The 17,506-nt window shown below is 69.0% G+C and carries 11 protein-coding genes; 5 read left to right on the plus strand and 6 right to left on the minus strand.

Going from position 1 to position 17,506, the window contains the following annotated elements; translation table 11 throughout:
• Positions 1-323 precede the first annotated feature (323 nt).
• From SLW52_RS12580 to SLW52_RS12590, 3 genes are read right to left on the minus strand one after another with little or no spacing between them, the layout of a single operon-like run.
• Positions 324-3,497 carry a multidrug efflux RND transporter permease subunit gene (locus tag SLW52_RS12580; RefSeq protein ID WP_017907603.1) on the minus strand — a complete coding sequence of 1,058 codons (3,174 nt, stop codon included), beginning with the start codon at positions 3,495-3,497 and terminating at the stop codon, positions 324-326.
• Positions 3,498-3,509: 12 nt separating this feature from the next.
• Complete coding sequence (locus tag SLW52_RS12585; RefSeq protein WP_017907604.1) at positions 3,510-4,793, minus strand: efflux RND transporter periplasmic adaptor subunit; 1,284 nt, start codon at positions 4,791-4,793, stop codon at positions 3,510-3,512.
• The gene (locus SLW52_RS12590) at positions 4,790-5,443 is read right to left on the minus strand and encodes a TetR/AcrR family transcriptional regulator (protein WP_152236462.1); all 654 of its coding nucleotides are present in this window, start codon (positions 5,441-5,443) and stop codon (positions 4,790-4,792) included. The genes SLW52_RS12585 and SLW52_RS12590 overlap by 4 nt, the downstream gene beginning before the upstream one ends.
• A gap of 241 nt (positions 5,444-5,684) precedes the next feature.
• Here SLW52_RS12590 and SLW52_RS12595 point away from each other — a divergent pair, with 241 nt between their 5' ends.
• The 5 genes from SLW52_RS12595 to SLW52_RS12615 all read left to right on the plus strand — a co-directional run bounded on the left by SLW52_RS12595 (position 5,685) and on the right by SLW52_RS12615 (position 14,589).
• The gene (locus tag SLW52_RS12595; protein WP_295839442.1) at positions 5,685-10,802 is read left to right on the plus strand and encodes an NAD-glutamate dehydrogenase domain-containing protein; all 5,118 of its coding nucleotides are present in this window, start codon (positions 5,685-5,687) and stop codon (positions 10,800-10,802) included.
• 279 nt (positions 10,803-11,081) lie between these two features.
• On the plus strand, positions 11,082-11,708 hold the full coding sequence (locus SLW52_RS12600) for a hypothetical protein (protein WP_295939992.1): 627 nt from the start codon (positions 11,082-11,084) through the stop codon (positions 11,706-11,708).
• A gap of 201 nt (positions 11,709-11,909) precedes the next feature.
• A complete protein-coding gene (locus SLW52_RS12605; protein WP_026143327.1) occupies positions 11,910-12,680 on the plus strand; it encodes an NAD kinase in 771 nt (256 codons plus the stop codon).
• Between the two features lie 134 nt (positions 12,681-12,814).
• The gene (locus tag SLW52_RS12610) at positions 12,815-13,780 is read left to right on the plus strand and encodes a 5'-nucleotidase (RefSeq protein WP_320740436.1); all 966 of its coding nucleotides are present in this window, start codon (positions 12,815-12,817) and stop codon (positions 13,778-13,780) included.
• A complete protein-coding gene (locus SLW52_RS12615) occupies positions 13,777-14,589 on the plus strand; it encodes a fused MFS/spermidine synthase (protein WP_320740434.1) in 813 nt (270 codons plus the stop codon). Before SLW52_RS12610 ends, SLW52_RS12615 begins: the two co-directional genes overlap by 4 nt.
• Before the next feature lie 139 nt (positions 14,590-14,728).
• On the opposite strand, the gene SLW52_RS12620 is transcribed toward SLW52_RS12615, so the two are convergent.
• The 3 genes from SLW52_RS12620 to sbcB all read right to left on the minus strand — a co-directional run bounded on the left by SLW52_RS12620 (position 14,729) and on the right by sbcB (position 17,496).
• The gene (locus SLW52_RS12620; RefSeq protein ID WP_267114857.1) at positions 14,729-15,265 is read right to left on the minus strand and encodes a DUF2939 domain-containing protein; all 537 of its coding nucleotides are present in this window, start codon (positions 15,263-15,265) and stop codon (positions 14,729-14,731) included.
• A gap of 108 nt (positions 15,266-15,373) precedes the next feature.
• Positions 15,374-16,060 (minus strand): DUF2461 domain-containing protein, encoded by a 687-nt coding sequence (locus tag SLW52_RS12625; protein ID WP_017914978.1) that lies wholly within the window; start codon positions 16,058-16,060, stop codon positions 15,374-15,376.
• On the minus strand, positions 16,057-17,496 hold the full coding sequence (sbcB, locus tag SLW52_RS12630) for an exodeoxyribonuclease I (RefSeq protein ID WP_320740431.1): 1,440 nt from the start codon (positions 17,494-17,496) through the stop codon (positions 16,057-16,059). The genes SLW52_RS12625 and sbcB overlap by 4 nt, the downstream gene beginning before the upstream one ends.
• Between the last annotated feature and the right edge of the window lie 10 nt (positions 17,497-17,506).

The following is a 17,506-nucleotide window of genomic DNA, read 5'->3' on the forward strand; positions in this document are numbered from 1 at the left end:
TTCGGGACTGAGGATTCGCCGGTTCCCGAATCGGTTGAGGCATCAGGAGAAGCGGCCGCAAGGCCGCTTTTTCTTTTTGTGGAAAAGGGATGAGTGAGGTTCGGGCTGCAACGCGCCGGGACTGAGGTCCCTCCCACAAGGAGCGCTCAGCCTTCAAGGAGCGCTCCGCCTGCATGGGGTGTTGGGTCGCGCTTCCCGACCAGATTCCCGGACAACAAAAAGCGGCCTTGCGGCCGCTCTTTGTTTGCCTCTACAAGGCGGAAGGATCAAGTCCGAGAGGAGGATTCACGAATCCCCACTCCCGAATCCCCAATCCCGGCGCCTCAGCGATCCGGCTGATGCCGCGCCAGGCCGGCTTCCTGCATCTGCGTGAACTCCTTCGACGGCTCGTCCAGTTTGTCGCCGAGCATGCGCCGCACCATCACGAAGAACAGCGGGATGAACAGCACGCCCAGCACGGTGGCGAACAGCATGCCGCCGATCACGCCGGTACCGATGGCGTGGCGGGCGTTGGCGCCGGCGCCGGTGGAGATCGCCATCGGCAGCACGCCGAGGATGAAGGCGAACGAGGTCATCAGGATCGGGCGGAAACGCAGGTGCGCCGCCTCGGCCGCGGCCTCGCGCAGGGTCTTGCCCATCGCCCGCTGCTCCACCGCGAACTCGACGATCAGGATCGCGTTCTTGGCGGCCAGGCCGATCACCGTGATCAGGCCGATCTTGAAGTAGATGTCGTTGGGCAGGCCACGCAGCAGCGAGAACGCCACCGCGCCGAGCACGCCGATCGGCACCACCAGCAGCACCGACACCGGGATCGACCAGCTTTCGTACAGCGCCGCCAGGCACAGGAACACCACCACGATCGACAGCACCAGCAGCAGCGTGGCGGTGTTGCCGGCGATGATTTCCTGGTACGACATGCCGCTCCAGTCGAAGCCGAAGCCCGGCGGCAGGTCGTTGTTGACGATGTCCTCCATCGCGCTCATCGCCTGGCCGGAACTGCCGCCCGGCGCCGGGTTGCCGACGATGTTGATCGCCGAGTAGCCGTTGTAGCGGCTCAGCGACGGCGAGCTGTAGATCCAGTCCGAGCTCACCACCGTGCTCAGCGGGATCATCTGCGGCAGGCCGCTGCTATCGGAGGCGGTGCTGCTGGGCACGTAGAAGTTGCGCAGCGACTCCGGACCGGTGCGGAACGGCGCGTCGGCCTGCATGTTGACGCGCTTGATGCGGCCTTCGTAGAAGAAGTCGTTGACGTACACCGGCGCCAGCATCAGCTGGATCGACTGGTAGATGTCGTTGACCGACAGGCCCATCGACTGCGCCTGCACGCGGTCCACCTTCAACTGCAGCTGCGGCGAGTTCTCCAGGCCGTTCGGACGCACGCCGGCCAGGGTGTCCTGGCGCTGCGCGGCCTTGCCGAGCACGATGTTGCGTGCCTGCAGCAGGGCTTCCTCGCCCTGGCCGCTGCGGTCCTGCAGCCACATGTCGAAGCCGCCGAACTGGCCCAGGCCGTTCACCGTGGGCAGGTTGACCACGAAGATCTGCGCGTCCTTGATGCCGTAGAACATGCCGTTCAACTGCTGGATCAGGTCGCCAGCGGCGATGTCGCGCTCGTCCCAGGGCTTGAGCCGGATGAAGCCCATGCCCACGTTCTCGCCGCGGCCAAGGAAGCTGAAGCCGGCCACCTGCAGCATGCCTTCGACCGCCTTCTGCTGCTGCAGCACGCCGCGCATCTGCGCGAACACCTCGTTGGTGCGGGTCTTGGTCGCACCCGGCGGCAGCTGCACGATCGCCAGCGCGAAGCCCTGGTCCTCTTCCGGCAGGAAGCTGCCCGGCATGCGCGTGAACAGGAAGCCGCACAGCACCACCAGCAGGGCGAACACCGCCATCCAGCGCGGCGCGCGGCGGATGGTGTTGCCCACCGCGCCGACGTAGCGGTGCGCCAGCTTGTCGTAGTACTTGTTGAAGGTGCGGTAGACCCAGTTCGGGTTGTCGTTGTGGGTGGGCTTGAGGAACGCCGCACACAGCGCCGGGGTGAAGCTCAGCGCCAGGAAGGCGGAGAACGCCATCGACATGGCGATGGTGATCGCGAACTGCTTGTAGATCGCGCCGGCCGCGCCGGGCTGCATCGCCGACGGAATGAACACCGCCGCCAGCACCACGGTGATGGCCACCACCGCGCCGGTGATCTGGGTCATCGCCTTGTGCGTGGCTGCCTTCGGCGCCAGGTGCTCCTCGGACATGATGCGTTCGACGTTCTCGATCACCACGATCGCGTCGTCGACCACGATGCCGATCGCCAGCACCATCGCGAACAGGGTCAGCTGGTTGATGGTGAAGCCGATCGCCCACATGCCCAGGAAGGTGCCCAGCAGCGCCACCGGGATGACCAGGGTGGGGATGATGGTGGCGCGGAAGTTCTGCAGGAACACCAGCATCACCAGGAACACCAGCACGATCGCCTCGGCCAGGGTCTTGACCACTTCCTCGATCGAGATCTTGACGAAGGTGGTGCTCTCGTACGGCGTGAACCAGGTGACGCCTTGCGGGAAGCTGGGCTGCAGCTCGTCCATCTTGGCCTTGACCGCCTCGGACACGCTCAGCGCATTGGCGCCCGGCAGCAGCTGGATGGCGAAGGCGCCGGTCGGTTTGCCGTTGTACTGGGTGTCGAAACCGAAGTTGGTCGGGCCGAACGCGACCCGGGCCACGTCCTTCAGCCGCACCACGGTGCCGTTGCCGTCGGCGCGCAGGATGATGTTCTCGAACTGCTCGGGCGAGGTGAAGCGGCCCTCGGCGCTGACCGTGGCGGTGAACGACTGGCCCTGCGGCGCCGGATCCGAACCGAGCGAGCCGGCGGCGAACTGCACGTTCTGCGCGCGGATCGCGTTGTACACGTCCGTGGCGGACATGTGGTAACCCTGCAGCTTCTCCGGGTTCAACCAGATGTCCATGGCGTACTCGGCACCGAACTGCTGGGTGCTGCCGACGCCGGGCACGCGCGAGATCTGTTCCAGCACGCGCGACCCGACGATGTCGTTGAGCGCGTCGCGGTCGATCGACGGGTTGTCCGAACGCAGCGCGATCACGCTGAGGAAGCCGGCGTTGGCCTTGGCCACCACCACGCCCTGCGCGGTCACTTCCGAGGGCAGGCGCGGGGTCGCCAGCGACACCTTGTTCTGCACCTGCACCTGGGCGATGTCCGGGTCGGTGCCGGTCTCGAAGGTCAGGGTGATGGTGGCGCTGCCGCTGGAGGACGACGACGAGCTGAAGTACAGCAGGTGGTCGATGCCGGTCAGCTGCTGCTCGATGACCTGGGTAACCGAGCGTTCGGTGGTGCTGGCGCTGGCGCCGGGATAGGTGGCGTTGACGGTGACCTGGGGTGGGGCGATCGAGGGATACGACTCGACGCCGAGATTGAGGATGGCGATCACGCCGCTGAGCGAGATCAGGATCGCCACCACCCAGGCGAAGACCGGGTGTTCGATGAAGAACTTAGGCATGGGGGGAGTCCGTTACTGCTTCGGCTGGTCGGAAGGCGAGGCGGCGTTCGGCGCATCGCCGTGCGCTGCGCCCTGCGCCGGGGCGGCGCCCTTGGCCGGCGCCGCGGCGCCCTGGGCACCCTGGCCGGGCGCTGCGCCGGCACCCGGGCCCTGGCCCTGGGCGGCGGCATTCGGATCCCAGGGCTTGGCCACGGCCGGTGCGCCTTCCTTGACCTTGGGGAGGCCGCTGACCACGACCTGGTCGCCGTTCTGCAGGCCGCCGCTGACGATCCACTTGTCGCCCTGCTGGCCGACCGTGGTCAGGTCCTTGCGTACCACCTTGCTGTCCTTGCCGACGACCAAGGCATAGGCGCCCTTGGCGTCGCGCAGCACGGCCGCCTGCGGGATCAGGTACACGTCCTTGCGCTGGCCCAGGTTGGCCGAGAAGCTGACGAAGGCGCCGGGCAGCAGCACCCGGTCCGGATTGGGCAGCAGCGCGCGCAGCGTCACCGAGCCGGTGCTCGGGTCGACCGCGGCGCCGGAGAAGTCCAGGGTGCCGGCATGCGCATAGGTGCTGCCGTCGCCGAGCTTGATCTGCACGGTGGACTTGTCCTCGGCGTTGAGGGCGACGTTGCCTTCGGTCTGCGCCTGGCGCAGCTGCGCCAGTTCGTCGGAACTCATCGAGAAGTTGACGTACAGCGGGTCCAGCTGGTCGATCGTGGTCAGCAGCGTGCTGTCGCCCTGGCCGACCAGCGCGCCCTCGGTGACCTGCTGCTTGCCGGCGCGGCCGGCGATCGGCGCAGTGACGGTGGCGTAGCCGAGGTTGATGCGCGCGGTTTCCACCGCCGCACGGGCCTGCTGCACCGACGCGGCGGAGCTGCGTTCGGTGGCCTCGGCGTTGTCCAGGTCGGACTTGGACACGTAGGCCTGCGGCGCCAGGCTGCGCGCGCGGGCGGCGGCGGCCTTGGCGTTGGCGTAGGTGGCTTCGGCCGCGGCCAGCTGGCCCTGCGCCGAGGCCAGGGTCGCACGCAGCGGCGCCGGGTCGATCTGGAACAGCGGCTGGCCTTCCTTGACGTCGGTGCCTTCGGTGTACAGGCGCTTTTCCAGCACGCCGGGCACGCGGGCGCGCACGTCGGCGCTGCGGAACGCGGACAGGCGGCCGACCAGTTCGCGCTCAAGCGGCACGGTCTGCGGCTGCGCCTGCAGCACGCCCACTTCCGGCGGCGGCATGGCCTGCTGCTGCTCCTGTTTCTTGCAGGACGCCAACACCACCACGACGGCGCAGGCCAGGGCGAGAGAACGCAACGGGGAGGTCATCGGGTGGTACTCCGGTCTGGTTTTGTAGAAGGAAGGAAAGGGGCGGCGGCGAACGCGCGCAAGAAGCCGTCCACGGCGAACTCGGCCCAGGCGCGCTGCGCGGCGGCGTCGCCGCGATGCGCGCTGTGGAAGCGCTGACGCTCGAAATCCATGCCGACGATCATGCTCAACAGCAGCTCGGCCATGAAGTGCGGATCGTCATGCCGGAGCTGGTCGCGCGCCATGGCGCCGCGCAAGCGCTCGCTCAGGCGCTGCATCAGCGCGCCGGCGCTGTCGCGGAACATGGCGCGCGCTTCTTCGGGGAAGTGCCGCGACTCGGCGGCGATCAGCTGGCAACTCTGAAGCACACGCGGTTCGGACAGCTGTTCCAGGTACTCGCAGGCGAAACGCAGCAGGCTGCCGCGCAGGTCGTCCTGCACCGGTTCCAGGTGCGCGGTGGCCAGGTCCAGGTGATCCTGCATCGCCCGCCGCAGCAGGCCCTGCTTGCTGCGGTAGCGGCTGTACAGGGTCTGCTTGGAGCAGCCGGCACGTGCCGCCACTGCATCCATGCTCAGGCCCATGCCTTCCTCGGCCAGCAATTCGCGCACGGCAGCGTACACGCGCTGGTCGCGCGCCTGGCGCTGTGCGGCGGAGGCGAGGGGAGTGCTCATCGATTGTGGACTATACCGTCCAGTTTAGAATTAGAACAGCCTTGACACAGGGGTGTTCTTGCTGACAACAGCGTGGCTGGCAAAGCATGGTGACCGCCGCGTGATGATGGTGTTGCGGTTGCTTTGCGCGATCTGGCGCGTCGCCGCGGCCGCTCCATTGGTTTGCGATGCAGCAAGGTAGTTGAACGGAGCACCGGTACAATTCCGGCTTTCCCATCGAGCATCGTTGCTGCTCTCCGTCATGAAACCCAAACACGCCGCTTCCCGTTCCAAATCTTCGGCCGCCACCCGCACCTCCGCGACCCCGTCCGCCACCAAGCCGGCCAAGGCGCCTGCCAAGACCAAGGCCACCGCCAAGCCTGCGGCCAAGGCCGCCGCCCCGCGCAAGGCCGCGACGCCGCCCAGGCTGGCCGCGACCGTGCCGGCGACCGCCAAGGTGATCGACGCGGCGCCGGCCGCCAGCGCCTTCAGCCTGGCCTCGGTGTTCGCGGCGCTGCGCAAGCGCTACCCGGCCGCGCGCCAGGAAGAGGCGCAGACCTTCGCCGAAGAGTTCTACAAGCGCATGGAGGAGGACGAGTTCCCCCACCACAGCGCGCAGGAGTGGGCGGCGCTGGCCGCGTCGATGCTGGAGTTCGCACGCAAGCGCAAGCCGGGCACGGTCAACGTGCGGGTGTTCAACCCGAACCTGAAGGACGACGGCTGGGAGTCGTCGCACACGGTGCTGCAGATCGTCAACGACGACATGCCGTTCCTGGTCGATTCGGTGAGCATGGCGCTGGCCGAGCTGGGCATCGGCGTGCACGTGCTCGGCCACCCGGTGCTGCGCATGCAGCGCGACAAGGGCGGCACGCTGGAGAACGTGGGCGAGGGCAAGGCGGAATCGCTGATGGCGCTGGAGATCGACCGCCAGCCGCCGGAAGACATGGCGCAGGTGGAAGCGGCGATCCGGCGCATCCTCGGCGAGGTGCGCAACATCGTGCGCGACTGGGGCGGCATGCGCGAGAAGATGCTGGCGCTGGCCGACGACCTGACCACGCGGCGCCTGCCGGTGGACGACAAGGGCCGGCGCGAGGCGCAGGAATTCCTGCGCTGGGCCGCGGCCGACCATTTCACCTTCTTCGGTTACCGCGAGTACCGCGTGGAGAAGCAGGGCGGCGAAGACGTGCTGGCGCCGCTGGAAGACAGCGGCCTGGGCCTGCTGCGCGGGCAGGACAAGTCGCCGGCGCGGCCGGTGCGCACGCTGGCCGCACACGGCCTCAGCGAGTCCGGCACCAAGGAAGCGCTGATCCTGACCAAGACCAATGCGCGCTCGCGGGTGCACCGCAGCGGCTACATGGACTACATCGGCGTGCTGGAGTTCGACGCCAAGGGCCGCATCGTCGCCGAACAGCGCTTCCTCGGCCTGTTCACCTCCAGCGCCTACAACCGCCGCCCGTGGGAGATCCCGCTGGTGCGCGAGCGCTTCGACTACGTGATGCGCAAGTCCGAGCTGACCCCGAGCAGCCACAGCGGCAAGGCGCTGCGCCATATCCTGGAGACGCTGCCGCGCGAGGAGCTGTTCCAGTCCAACGAGGAAGAGCTGTACCGCACCGCGATGGGCATCCTCGGCCTGCAGGAGCGGGTGCGCAGCCGCTTGTTCCTGCGCCGCGACAAGTACGGTCGCTTCATTTCGGCGCTGGTGTACATCCCGCGCGAGCGTTTCAACACCGACGTGCGCCTGCGCATCGAGGCCTTGCTGAAGGACGCGCTGCACGGCGAGTACATCGATTCCAACGTGGTGCTGGGCGAATCGCCGCTGGCGCAGCTGCACATGATCGTGCGGCCCAAGCCCGGCGAGGCGCTGGAGTTCGACACCACCGAACTGGAATCGCGCCTGGCGCACCTGCTGCGCAACTGGCACGACGATCTGCGCGAGGCGCTGGTGGCCAGCTGCGGCGAGCGCGATGGTCTGCGCCTGGCCGCCGGCTACGGCCGCGCGCTGCCGGCCGGCTACATCGAGGAGTCGACCGCGCAGATCGCCGCGCGCGACGTCGAGCGCCTGGCCGCGCTGCGCGGTCCGGAAGACCTGCACCTGAGCCTGCAGGCGCTGCGCCGCGACGGCGCCGACAGCCTGCGCCTGAAGCTGTACCGCCAGCACGACGACCTGCCGCTGTCGGACGTGCTGCCGATGATGGAGAACCTGGGCCTGCGGGTGATCTCCGAGCGTCCGTACCGGCTGGTGGTCGACGGCACCGCGCTGTCCATCCAGGACTTCGAGGTCGAGCCGCTGGCCGGCAGCATCGATGTGGCCGCTGCCGACGCGCCGCTGTGCGAGGCGTTCGTGCGGATCTGGCGCGGCGACGCCGAGAACGACGGCTTCAACCGCCTGATCGTCGGTGCCAGCCTGAGCTGGCGCCAGGTCGCGGTGCTGCGCGGCTACTGCAAATACCTGCTGCAGACCGGCGTGCCGTTCTCGCAGGCCTACGTGGAAGAGACCTGCAACCGCTATCCGCTGCTGGCGCGGCTGCTGGTGGAGCTGTTCGAGGCGCGCTTCGATCCGGCCACCGGCAACGAGAGCAAGGCGCAGATCGCCGAGGGACAGGCCGTGCTGACGGCGCAACTGCACCTGCTGGCCAAGGACGATGCCGCGGCGCTGAAGGCGCTGCAGCCGGTGATCGATGCGCGCAGCGGCAGCCGCGACGCGCAGCTGGAGGCGGTCTCGGCCGCGCTGCTGAAGCTGTTCGACCAGGTCGCGAGCCTCGACGAGGACCGCATCCTGCGCAGCTTCAAGGGCGTGATCGAGGCGACCCTGCGCACCAGCCACTACCAGCGCACCGCCGATGGCGGGCTGGGTCACTGCATCAGCTTCAAGCTGGATTCGGCCAAGGTGCCGGACCTGCCCAAGCCGCGTCCGTACCGCGAGATCTTCGTGTACGGCCCGCGCGTGGAAGGCGTGCACCTGCGCTTCGGCGCGGTGGCGCGTGGCGGCCTGCGCTGGTCCGACCGGCGCGAGGACTTCCGCACCGAGGTGCTGGGCCTGGTCAAGGCGCAGATGGTCAAGAACACGGTGATCGTGCCGGTCGGCGCCAAGGGCGGCTTCTTCTGCAAGCGCCCGCCGGTCGGCGGCGACCGCGACGCGGTGCTGGCCGAGGGCATCGCCTGCTACAAGCTGTTCATCCAGGGCCTGCTGGACATCACCGACAACATCGTCGGCGGCAAGATCGTGCCGCCGCCGCAGGTGGTGCGCCACGACCAGGACGATCCGTACCTGGTGGTCGCCGCCGACAAGGGCACGGCCACTTTCTCCGACATCGCCAACGGCCTGGCGCTGGACCACGGCTTCTGGCTGGGCGACGCGTTCGCCTCCGGCGGCTCGGTCGGCTACGACCACAAGGGCATGGGCATCACCGCGCGCGGCGCTTGGGAGTCGGTCAAGCGCCACTTCCGCGCGCTGGGCCGCGACTGCCAGAGCGAGGACTTCACCTGCGTGGGCATCGGCGACATGTCCGGCGACGTGTTCGGCAACGGCATGCTGCTGTCGCGCCACATCCGCCTGCTGGCCGCGTTCGACCACCGCCACATCTTCCTCGACCCGAACCCGGACGCGGCGGCGTCCTTCGCCGAGCGCGAGCGCCTGTTCAAGCTGCCGCGCTCCAGCTGGGCCGACTACGACGCCAAGCTGATCAGCGCCGGCGGCGGCATCTACCCGCGCACGCTCAAGTCGATCGAGATCAGCGCGCCGGTGCGCGAGGCGCTGGGCCTGGAGGCCGGGGTCAAGCAGCTCTCGCCGAACGACCTGATGAACGCCATCCTCAAGGCGCCGGTGGACCTGTTCTGGAACGGCGGCATCGGCACCTACGTCAAGGCCGCCAGCGAGACCCACGGCGACGTCGGCGACCGCGCCAACAACGGCCTGCGCGTCAACGGCGGCGAGCTGCGCTGCAAGGTGGTGGGCGAGGGCGGCAACCTCGGCCTGACCCAGCTCGGCCGTATCGAGGCCGCGCAGGTCGGGGTGCTGCTCAACACCGACTTCATCGACAACTCGGCCGGCGTGGATACGTCCGACCACGAGGTCAACATCAAGATCCTGCTCAACGACGTGGTGCAGGCCAAGAAGCTGACCCTGGACGCGCGCAACAAGCTGCTGGCGTCGATGACCGACGAAGTGGCCGAGCTGGTGCTGTGGGACAACATCCGCCAGAACCAGGCGCTGAGCCTGATGGAGCGGATGAGCGTCACCCGCCTGGGCTCCAAGCAGCACTTCATCCGCACCCTGGAGGCGCAGGGCCTGCTCGACCGGCAGATCGAATACCTGCCCTCGGACGCGGAAATCTCTGCGCGCAAGGCGCGTGGCCAGGGCCTGACCCGGCCGGAACTGGCGGTGCTGCTGTCCTACTCCAAGCTGGTGGCGTTCCAGCAGCTGCTGGAGTCGGACATCCCCGAGGACCCGTACCTGTCCAAGGAACTGCAGCGCTACTTCCCGCAGCCGCTGCAGAAGAAGTACGCCGATGCGATGGAGCGGCACCGCCTCAAGCGCGAGATCATCGCCACCGCGGTGACCAACACCACCATCAACCGGATGGGCGCCACCTTCCTGATGCGCATGCAGGAAGACACCGGCCGCAGCATCGCCGAGGTCGCCAAGGCCTACACCATCAGCCGCGAGACGCTGGATGCACGCGCGCTGTGGACGCAGATCGACGCGCTGGACGGCAAGGTGCCCGAGTCGGTGCAGATCGACGCGCTGGAGGTGATCTGGACGCTGCAGCGCGCCTTCGTGCGCTGGCTGCTGTTCCGCCCGGGCCCGATGCCGGGCATCACCGCGGCGGTGGAGCGCTACTACGAGCCGTTCAACGACATCCGCGTCGCCTCCGGCGTGCTGCCCGATTCGCAGCGTCCGCGCTACGAGGCGCTGGTGCAGGAGTGGCAGGACAAGGGCCTGCCGCCGGCGCTCGCCCAGCAGCTGTCGGAACTGCGCTTTCTGGAGCCGGCGTTCGACATCATCGAGATGGCGCGCACCCGCAAGCTCAAGCCGGTGGAGGTGTCGAAGGTGCACTTTCGCCTCGGCGAGGCGCTGCAGTTGCCGTGGCTGTTCGAGCAGATCGACGCGCTGGAGGTCAACGGCCGCTGGCATGCGGTGGCCCGTGGCGTGCTGCGCGACGAACTGGCCAAGCACCACGGCGTGCTGGCCGGCCAGGCGCTGAGCCTGCCGGGCGGCACCGCCGAAGCCAAGGTGCAGCACTGGCTGCAGCGCGACGACAGCAGCCTGCGCTTCACCCTGAGCATGCTGCAGGAACTGGCTGCGCAGAAGACGCTGGACTACCCGACGGTGTCGGTGGCGGTGCAGCGACTCGGCCAGCTGGCGGCGCACGGCGTCTGACCGATCGCGCCGGATGGCCAGGCCCGCGCGCGCGGGCCTGGCCCACTGCGGTACCGCGTCGCCCGATGGCGACGCATGGCGCGTGGCAGGCGATTGCTGTCGCGCGTCCTTGGCGGGGATCCGCGCTCGCCCCACGTTCTTCGTTGGAGCCAGGCCGGCGGCGCACCGCTGCGGCGACCGACCGCGTCACGCAAGGCCGCGGGATTCTGACAGCCCGCGCTGATACGATCCGGGCCATCGGGCGAGCACACGGCTGCAGCGCCGCATTTCGAGGCGTACATGCTGTACCTGGCCATCCCCGCGGTGCTCCTGTTGTTGATCGTCTTCCTGGCACGGCAGCCTCCGCTGGAGCTGCGGCTGCAGCGTGCGCTGCAGCAGGCACGGCAGGGCGACCTGCGACGCTTGCGCGCACTTGCCAGGAAATCGGTGGGCGATGCCGCCTATGCGCTGTTCCTGCAACTGGACGCCAACGGCGAGCAAGCCGCGGCACTGGCGGCACTGAAGCGTGCGGTCTATGCCCGCACCTGGCTGGACATCCGTGGCTGCAGCGTGGCCATGCGCGCGTACGGCCGCCGTCGCTTCCTCGGCGTGGGCACCATCCCGGACCATGCCGCGCTGCTGGCCGAATGGAGCCGTCCCGGCTGGTGCTCGGGTGCCGGCTGGGAACCCGAACTGGCCTGGATCCAGGCCTGCGGCCCGGAGCCGTGCCGGGATCTGGCGCGCGCCTGGTATTGGCTGTGCCTGGCCGATGCGCGCAGGCAGGAGGGGATGGGCGAGATCCGATCCGTGGAGCTGGCGCAGCAGGTGCGGGAGCATCTGGGCCCGTTGGTGCCGGCATCGGTGCGCCAGGCGATGCAGGAGCAGGCGACAGAGACTGCGTGCCGCGACTTCATGTCCGGCAGATAAGGCGGGCGGAGCGACTCGGCCCGGTACCGGGCACCGGCCTGCAATGGCTGTCGCCGCAGGTCCCATCACAGCGCGGTGCGGACGCGGCATGCAACTGCCGCGGATTGGCCGCTGCCTCGGCTGCAAGCGCGTGCCGCCGGTTCGCCGCCGCGCGCCGGTCATGGCGCCCCGGGTATGATCGGGGCCATGAATGCTTCCGTCCTGCCGTCCTCGCCCCGCATCTGTTTCCTCGCCAGCGTCGCACCGGAGGCGCAGCACGCGCGTACCCAACTGGTCGGGCGCTACGGCGATTGCGAGCCGGCCGACGCCGATGTGCTGTGCGCGCTCGGCGGCGACGGCTTCATGCTGCAGACCCTGCATCGCCACGGCAGCCTGGGCAAGCCGGTGTTCGGCATGAAGCTGGGCACGGTCGGCTTCCTGATGAACCAGTTCCGCGACGACGACCTGGTCGCGCGCCTGGCCCTGGCCGAGCCGGCCAAGCTGCGCCCGCTGGAAATGCTGGCGCAGACCGAATCCGGCGCCACCACCGGCTCGCTGGCCTACAACGAGGTCTCGCTGCTGCGGCAGACCCGTCAGGCCGCGCACGTGAGCATCGATCTCAACGGTCAGACCCGGGTCGACGAACTGATCTGCGACGGCGTACTGGTGTCGACCCCGGCCGGCAGCACCGCCTACAACTCCTCCGCGCACGGACCGATCCTGCCGCTGGGCTCGCACACCCTGGCGCTGACCCCGATCGCGCCGTACCGGCCGCGGCGCTGGCGCGGCGCGATCCTCAAGGCCGACATCGAGGTGCGCTTCCGCGTGCTGGATCCGTACAAGCGCCCGGTCAGCGTCACCGCCGACTCGCACGAGACCCGCGACGTGGTCGAAGTCACCATCCGCGAATCCCGCGACCGCCTGGTCACCCTGCTGTTCGATCCGGAGCACAATCTGGAGGAGCGGATCTTGAGCGAGCAATTTATGGTGTAGGGGCGGGGAGTGGGGAATCGGGAATGGGGAATCGCAAGAGCGGTTTCCTGACAATTCCCTTTCCCTGGATAACTTCCACGCCCGCAAACCGCTTTTCCCTATTCCCCATTCCCGATTCCCAGTCACAGCCCAAAATGTCCGACAACTCCCCCCGTCTGCTCACCGTCGCGGTCACCTCGCGCGCCCTGTTCGATCTGGAAGAGGGCCATGCCCTGTTCGAGCGGGAGGGGGTGGAGGCGTACAGCGCGTATCAGCGCGAGCGCGAGGACGATGTGCTGGCGCCCGGGGTGGCGTTCCCGGTGGTGCGCAAGCTGTTGGCGCTGAACCAGGGCACGCCGCCGGAGACGCCGCCGGTGGAGGTGATCCTGCTCTCGCGCAATTCCGCCGACACCGGGCTGCGCATCTTCAACTCGATCCAGCACTACGGCCTGGGCATCGTGCGTGCCACTTTCACCTCCGGCGAAGCGACCTGGCCCTACGTCAAGCCGTTCGGCACCGACCTGTTCCTCTCGGCCAATCCGGAGTCGGTGCGGCGCGCGCTCAGCCATGGCATCGCCGCGGCGACCATCCTGCCCAAGCCGCCCGGCGAGCATGCGCAGGAAGCGGCCGCGGCGGCCGGTGCGATCGACGCCGATCGCCTGTCCACGCAGCTGCGCATCGCCTTCGACGGCGATGCGGTGATCTTCGGTGACGAGGGCGAGCGTTTCTCGCGCGAGCAGGGCGTGGAGGCGTTCGGCCGCTACGAGCGCGAGAACGCGCGCGAGCCGCTGACCGGCGGGCCGTTCCGCAATTTCCTGTCGGCGCTGCACGCGCTGCAGTCCGCGTTCCCGGCCGGCGAAGCCTCGCCGATCCGCACCGCGCTGGTCACCGCGCGCTCGGCGCCGGCGCACGAGCGGGTGATCCGCACCCTGCGCGAGTGGGGCGTGCGCCTGGACGAGGCGCTGTTCCTCGGCGGCCGCCACAAGGGCCCGTTCCTGCAGGCGTTCGGCGCGGACATCTTCTTCGACGATTCGCAGCACAACATCGACAGCGCCGCCCGCGAGCGCGTCGCCGCCGGGCATGTGCCGCACGGGGTCGCCAACGCCATCGCCAAACCGTGAGCGCGGCGCCCGGCGGCGGCCGCTGGGCCGCGCTGCGCCGCCTGCTGCGGCAGGGAGCGGATGCGCCTGCCGACCTGCGTCCCGGACGACCCTACGTGCGCCATGGCTGGCACTACACCAGCCTGCAGTTCAAGGGCGAAGTGACCCAGAGCCGCATGTACACCTGGTGGCCGGACGTGCTGCAGGTCGGCTACACCCGCAGCATGCTCGGCGCGCTGCTGCTGCGCCCGGACCCGCGGCAGATCGGCATCGTCGGCCTCGGTGGCGGTTCGCAGGCCAAGTTCTGCTACCGGCACCTGCCGCAGGCGCGGATCGAGGCGATCGAGGCCGACGCCGACGTGCTGGCCCTGCGCGCGGCGTTCCGCATCCCGGACGACGACGCGCGCTTCGAGGCCGTGCACGGCGACGGCGCGCGGTTGCTGCGGCAACGGCGCGACCGCTATGACCTGCTGTTGCTCGACGCCTACGACGCCGACGGCATCCCGGCCGCGCTGCTCAGCCGCGGCTTCTACGAGGACTGCCACGCGGCGCTGGCACCGGGCGGGGTACTGGCGGTGAACCTGTACGACACCGACACCCGCCGCCACCTTGCGCATCTGCGCGCGCTGTTCGGCGGCCGCGTGCTGCGCCTGGACGAGCCACAGATGGACAACCAGGTGGTATTCGCCTGGACCGGTGCACTGCCGGCGTTGGACGTGCACGCGGCCTTGGCCTGCCTGCCGTGGTCGGCGCGCTGGCAACTGCGCACGCCGTTCCGGCGCGTGCAGCAAGCGATGGCGGGCAGGACGGGAGCGGACGGGGTGCGTTAGCCAGGGCTGCTGCCGGGGGATGGCTGCGTCGACCAGACGGTTCAGTCCACGCCATGCCGCCGCCGGTGCAAGCACGACGGGGGGAGACAATGCATGCGGTCCCGGGCGACACCACGCGCCAGGACGATGGCAAGTCGCCCTACAACGGCAACAGGATGTTGCTGAGCTTCCAGCGCAGGCCCTCGCGGGTGAATACGAAGGGTACGGCGGTACCGTCGGCGGTGTGCACGGTGGCGACGAAGCGCGTGGTCGATTCGAAGCGGTGTTCGGCCTGGCGCAGTGGTTGTGGCGGGCGCGGCGCGGCGTAGGTATCGCCGCCGACGGTGTCGCCGCTGGCGCGTTTCCACAGCGCGTCGCCCTGCATCAGCGCGCCGATGCCGGTCGGGGTGACCAGCGCATCCACGCTCATGCCGCCGAGGCCGCCGGCCAGCGACAGCAGCGCCCCGCCGAACAGGCTGGACTGCAGGTCGGGGCCGGCGCGGCGCACCAGCGCATCGTCCACCTGGGCCTTGAGGTTGACCCGCAGGGTGGGAAAGTCGACGTAGCGCTCCAGTGCCGCGGCATCGCGCTCGCGCAGCGCTTGGTCGATGCCGCGGATGGCCAGGTACGGCCCAGCGACGACGTAGCCGCCGAGGGCGAGCAGGGCGAGGAACAGCAAGGCCAGCCATTTCTTCATCGCATGTCTCCTTGCGTGTGGGCGTTCTGCAGGAGCGGATTAGCCGCGACGCGTGACCGGGAATGCCTGTCGCCGCTGAAGCCGCTCCTACGGGGAAGCACTGCCGTTCTAGAACTCCAGGTCCAGCGCCGCGCACAGATAGTCCACGAACGGGCCCAGCGTCTGCAGGTCGGCGGCGATCTGCGTGCGCAGCCGCGGGCCGGTCATGGTGGCGTCGTCGAGCTGGCGCCAGAACACCCAGTTCTTGTGCTTGAGATCGTCGATGCACTCGAAGTCGGCCGGGAAGCCGCGCGGCGGCCGCACCAGCATCTCGCTTTCCTCGAAGTCGAAGCGGCGCCGCAGCGCCGGCGCATGCGCGGCGGCCTTCCAGCTGCCGGGATTGTCGAAGATGAACTGGCGCACCTTGCGCTGCGTGTCCGGTTCCGGATGCCACAGCCCGGCGCCGACGAAGCTCTCGCCCGGCTGCAGGTGGATGTAGAACGAGGGGGCCGGCACCTGCTTGCGCCGCTCGTGGAACAGGCGCGCACCCTGCCAGGTCTTGTACGGCGACTTGTCGTGGGAAAAGCGCGCGTCGCGGTGGATGCGGAACAGCGAGCCGCCGACGCCGCGCGGGTCGGCGCGGAAGTGCTCGCTGACCTGCGCCAGGTCCGGCTGCAGGTCGGTGATCAGGCGCAGGAACGGCTGCCGCACGTGCTCCTCGTACTTGTGCCGGTTGTCGTTGAACCAGGCCTTGTCGTTGTGCCGCGCCAGGGCACGCAGGAACTTGAAGCTGGCGTCGCTGAAATAGCTGGTCATAGGCTGCGTTGCAGTTCGTGGCCCCAGGCGGCCAACTGGTCGAGCAGGGCTTGCTTGGTAGCATCCTGCGGGTGAGCCAGGCGTAAACCGGCCAGTTCCGCGTAGAAGGCGTCGAAGCTCAGTTCGGACAGGCCGCTGTCCTGCTGCAGGCGCTGCCGCCGGTAGTCGTCCCAGCGCGCCTGTTCGGCGATGGACAGGCTCTGCGGCCAGTTGCGCGCGCGGTAGCGGAACAGCAGCTCGGGCAGGCGCGGATCGCGGAACTGGCCTTCCAGCGCGGCCAGTTGCGCCGGCGGGGTGGCGCGGACCTGGGCCATCGTGCGCTTGTCGCCATCGGCCAGGAAGCCGTCGTACATAGACGCGTCGACATCCGCCGGTACCGCGGCGCGCTCGCTGGCGAACACCCGCCGCACCTTCTCCGCCAGCGCCGGGCCGGCTTCGCGCAGGCGCTCTGCCTTGGCCAGGAGTTGCGCGGGGTCCAGCCGCAGCCGGGCGAAATCCGCTTCGCGCAGGTGCGCCCAGGCGACCAGTGCCGGTGCCTTGTTCAGGTGCACTTCCTTGAGCGGGATACGCTGTTCGCCCTCGGGCAGGTCGGCCTGCGGGGTGTACAGGCGATCGGCGATCTGTTCCGGCGAATAGCGCAGCAGCGGCTCGATGTCGCCTTCCAGGTCGAACACCAGCACCCGGCTGTCGATGCGCGGATGCCGCGCCAGCGGCAAAACCGGCGCCGCACACAGGCGCGCGGCCGGATAGCGCATCGACACGTGCAGCACCGGCTGCATCGCCACCGCGTCGAGCAGGCTGCCGCAGAAGCGCTTGTCGCGCAGCTTCAGCGCGTACTCCCACAGCCGCGGCTGGCTGCGGCGGAAGTGCCGGGCCATGCCGATGGTGGCATAGACGTCGGACAGCGCTTCGTGCGCATCGCCGTCGCGCACGCCGTTGGCCAATGCCAGTTGCTCCAGCTTGAACGAGGTGGCGCCGTCCTCGCGCTGCGGCCAGACGATGCCCTCCGGGCGCAGCGCGTGCATCAGCCGCAGCATGTCCAGCAGGTCCCAGCGCGAGTTGCCGTTGCGCCATTCGCGTTCGTAGGGATCGTAGAAGTTGCGGAACAGGCCGTGGCGCACGAACTCGTCGTCGAAGCGCAGCGAGTTGTAGCCCAAGGTGCAGGTCTGCGGCCGCGCCATCTGCTCGGCGATGCGTGCGAACGCCTCGGCTTCGCTGACGCCCTCGCGCAAGGCCTGCTGTGGGGCGATGCCGGTGATCAGGGTGGCGATCGGCGAGGGCAGCAGGTCGTCGGCGGGCTTGACGAAGAAACTGATCGGCTCCTCGATCACATTGAGCTCGACATCGGTGCGCACCGCGGCGAACTGCGCGATGCGCGTGCGCCGCGGATCGGCGCCGAAGGTTTCCAGGTCGTAGAAGAGGAAGCTGTCGGGCATGACGAATCGA

Origin of the sequence: Xanthomonas sp. LF02-5, from assembly GCF_034105325.1 — a bacterium.
Taxonomy (GTDB): Bacteria; Pseudomonadota; Gammaproteobacteria; order Xanthomonadales; family Xanthomonadaceae; genus Xanthomonas_A; species Xanthomonas_A sontii.

Bases quoted from the DNA above. Each gene is read 5' to 3' on its own strand.
- SLW52_RS12580 (WP_017907603.1), bottom strand. From the start codon at position 3,497: ATGCCTAAGTTCTTCATCGAACACCCGGTCTTCGCCTGGGTGGTGGCG.
- SLW52_RS12585 (WP_017907604.1), bottom strand. From the start codon at position 4,793: ATGACCTCCCCGTTGCGTTCTCTCGCCCTGGCCTGCGCCGTCGTGGTG.
- SLW52_RS12590 (WP_152236462.1), bottom strand. From the start codon at position 5,443: ATGAGCACTCCCCTCGCCTCCGCCGCACAGCGCCAGGCGCGCGACCAG.
- SLW52_RS12595 (WP_295839442.1), top strand. From the start codon at position 5,685: ATGAAACCCAAACACGCCGCTTCCCGTTCCAAATCTTCGGCCGCCACC.
- SLW52_RS12600 (WP_295939992.1), top strand. From the start codon at position 11,082: ATGCTGTACCTGGCCATCCCCGCGGTGCTCCTGTTGTTGATCGTCTTC.
- SLW52_RS12610 (WP_320740436.1), top strand. From the start codon at position 12,815: ATGTCCGACAACTCCCCCCGTCTGCTCACCGTCGCGGTCACCTCGCGC.
- SLW52_RS12620 (WP_267114857.1), bottom strand. From the start codon at position 15,265: ATGAAGAAATGGCTGGCCTTGCTGTTCCTCGCCCTGCTCGCCCTCGGC.
- SLW52_RS12625 (WP_017914978.1), bottom strand. From the start codon at position 16,060: ATGACCAGCTATTTCAGCGACGCCAGCTTCAAGTTCCTGCGTGCCCTG.
- sbcB (WP_320740431.1), bottom strand. From the start codon at position 17,496: ATGCCCGACAGCTTCCTCTTCTACGACCTGGAAACCTTCGGCGCCGAT.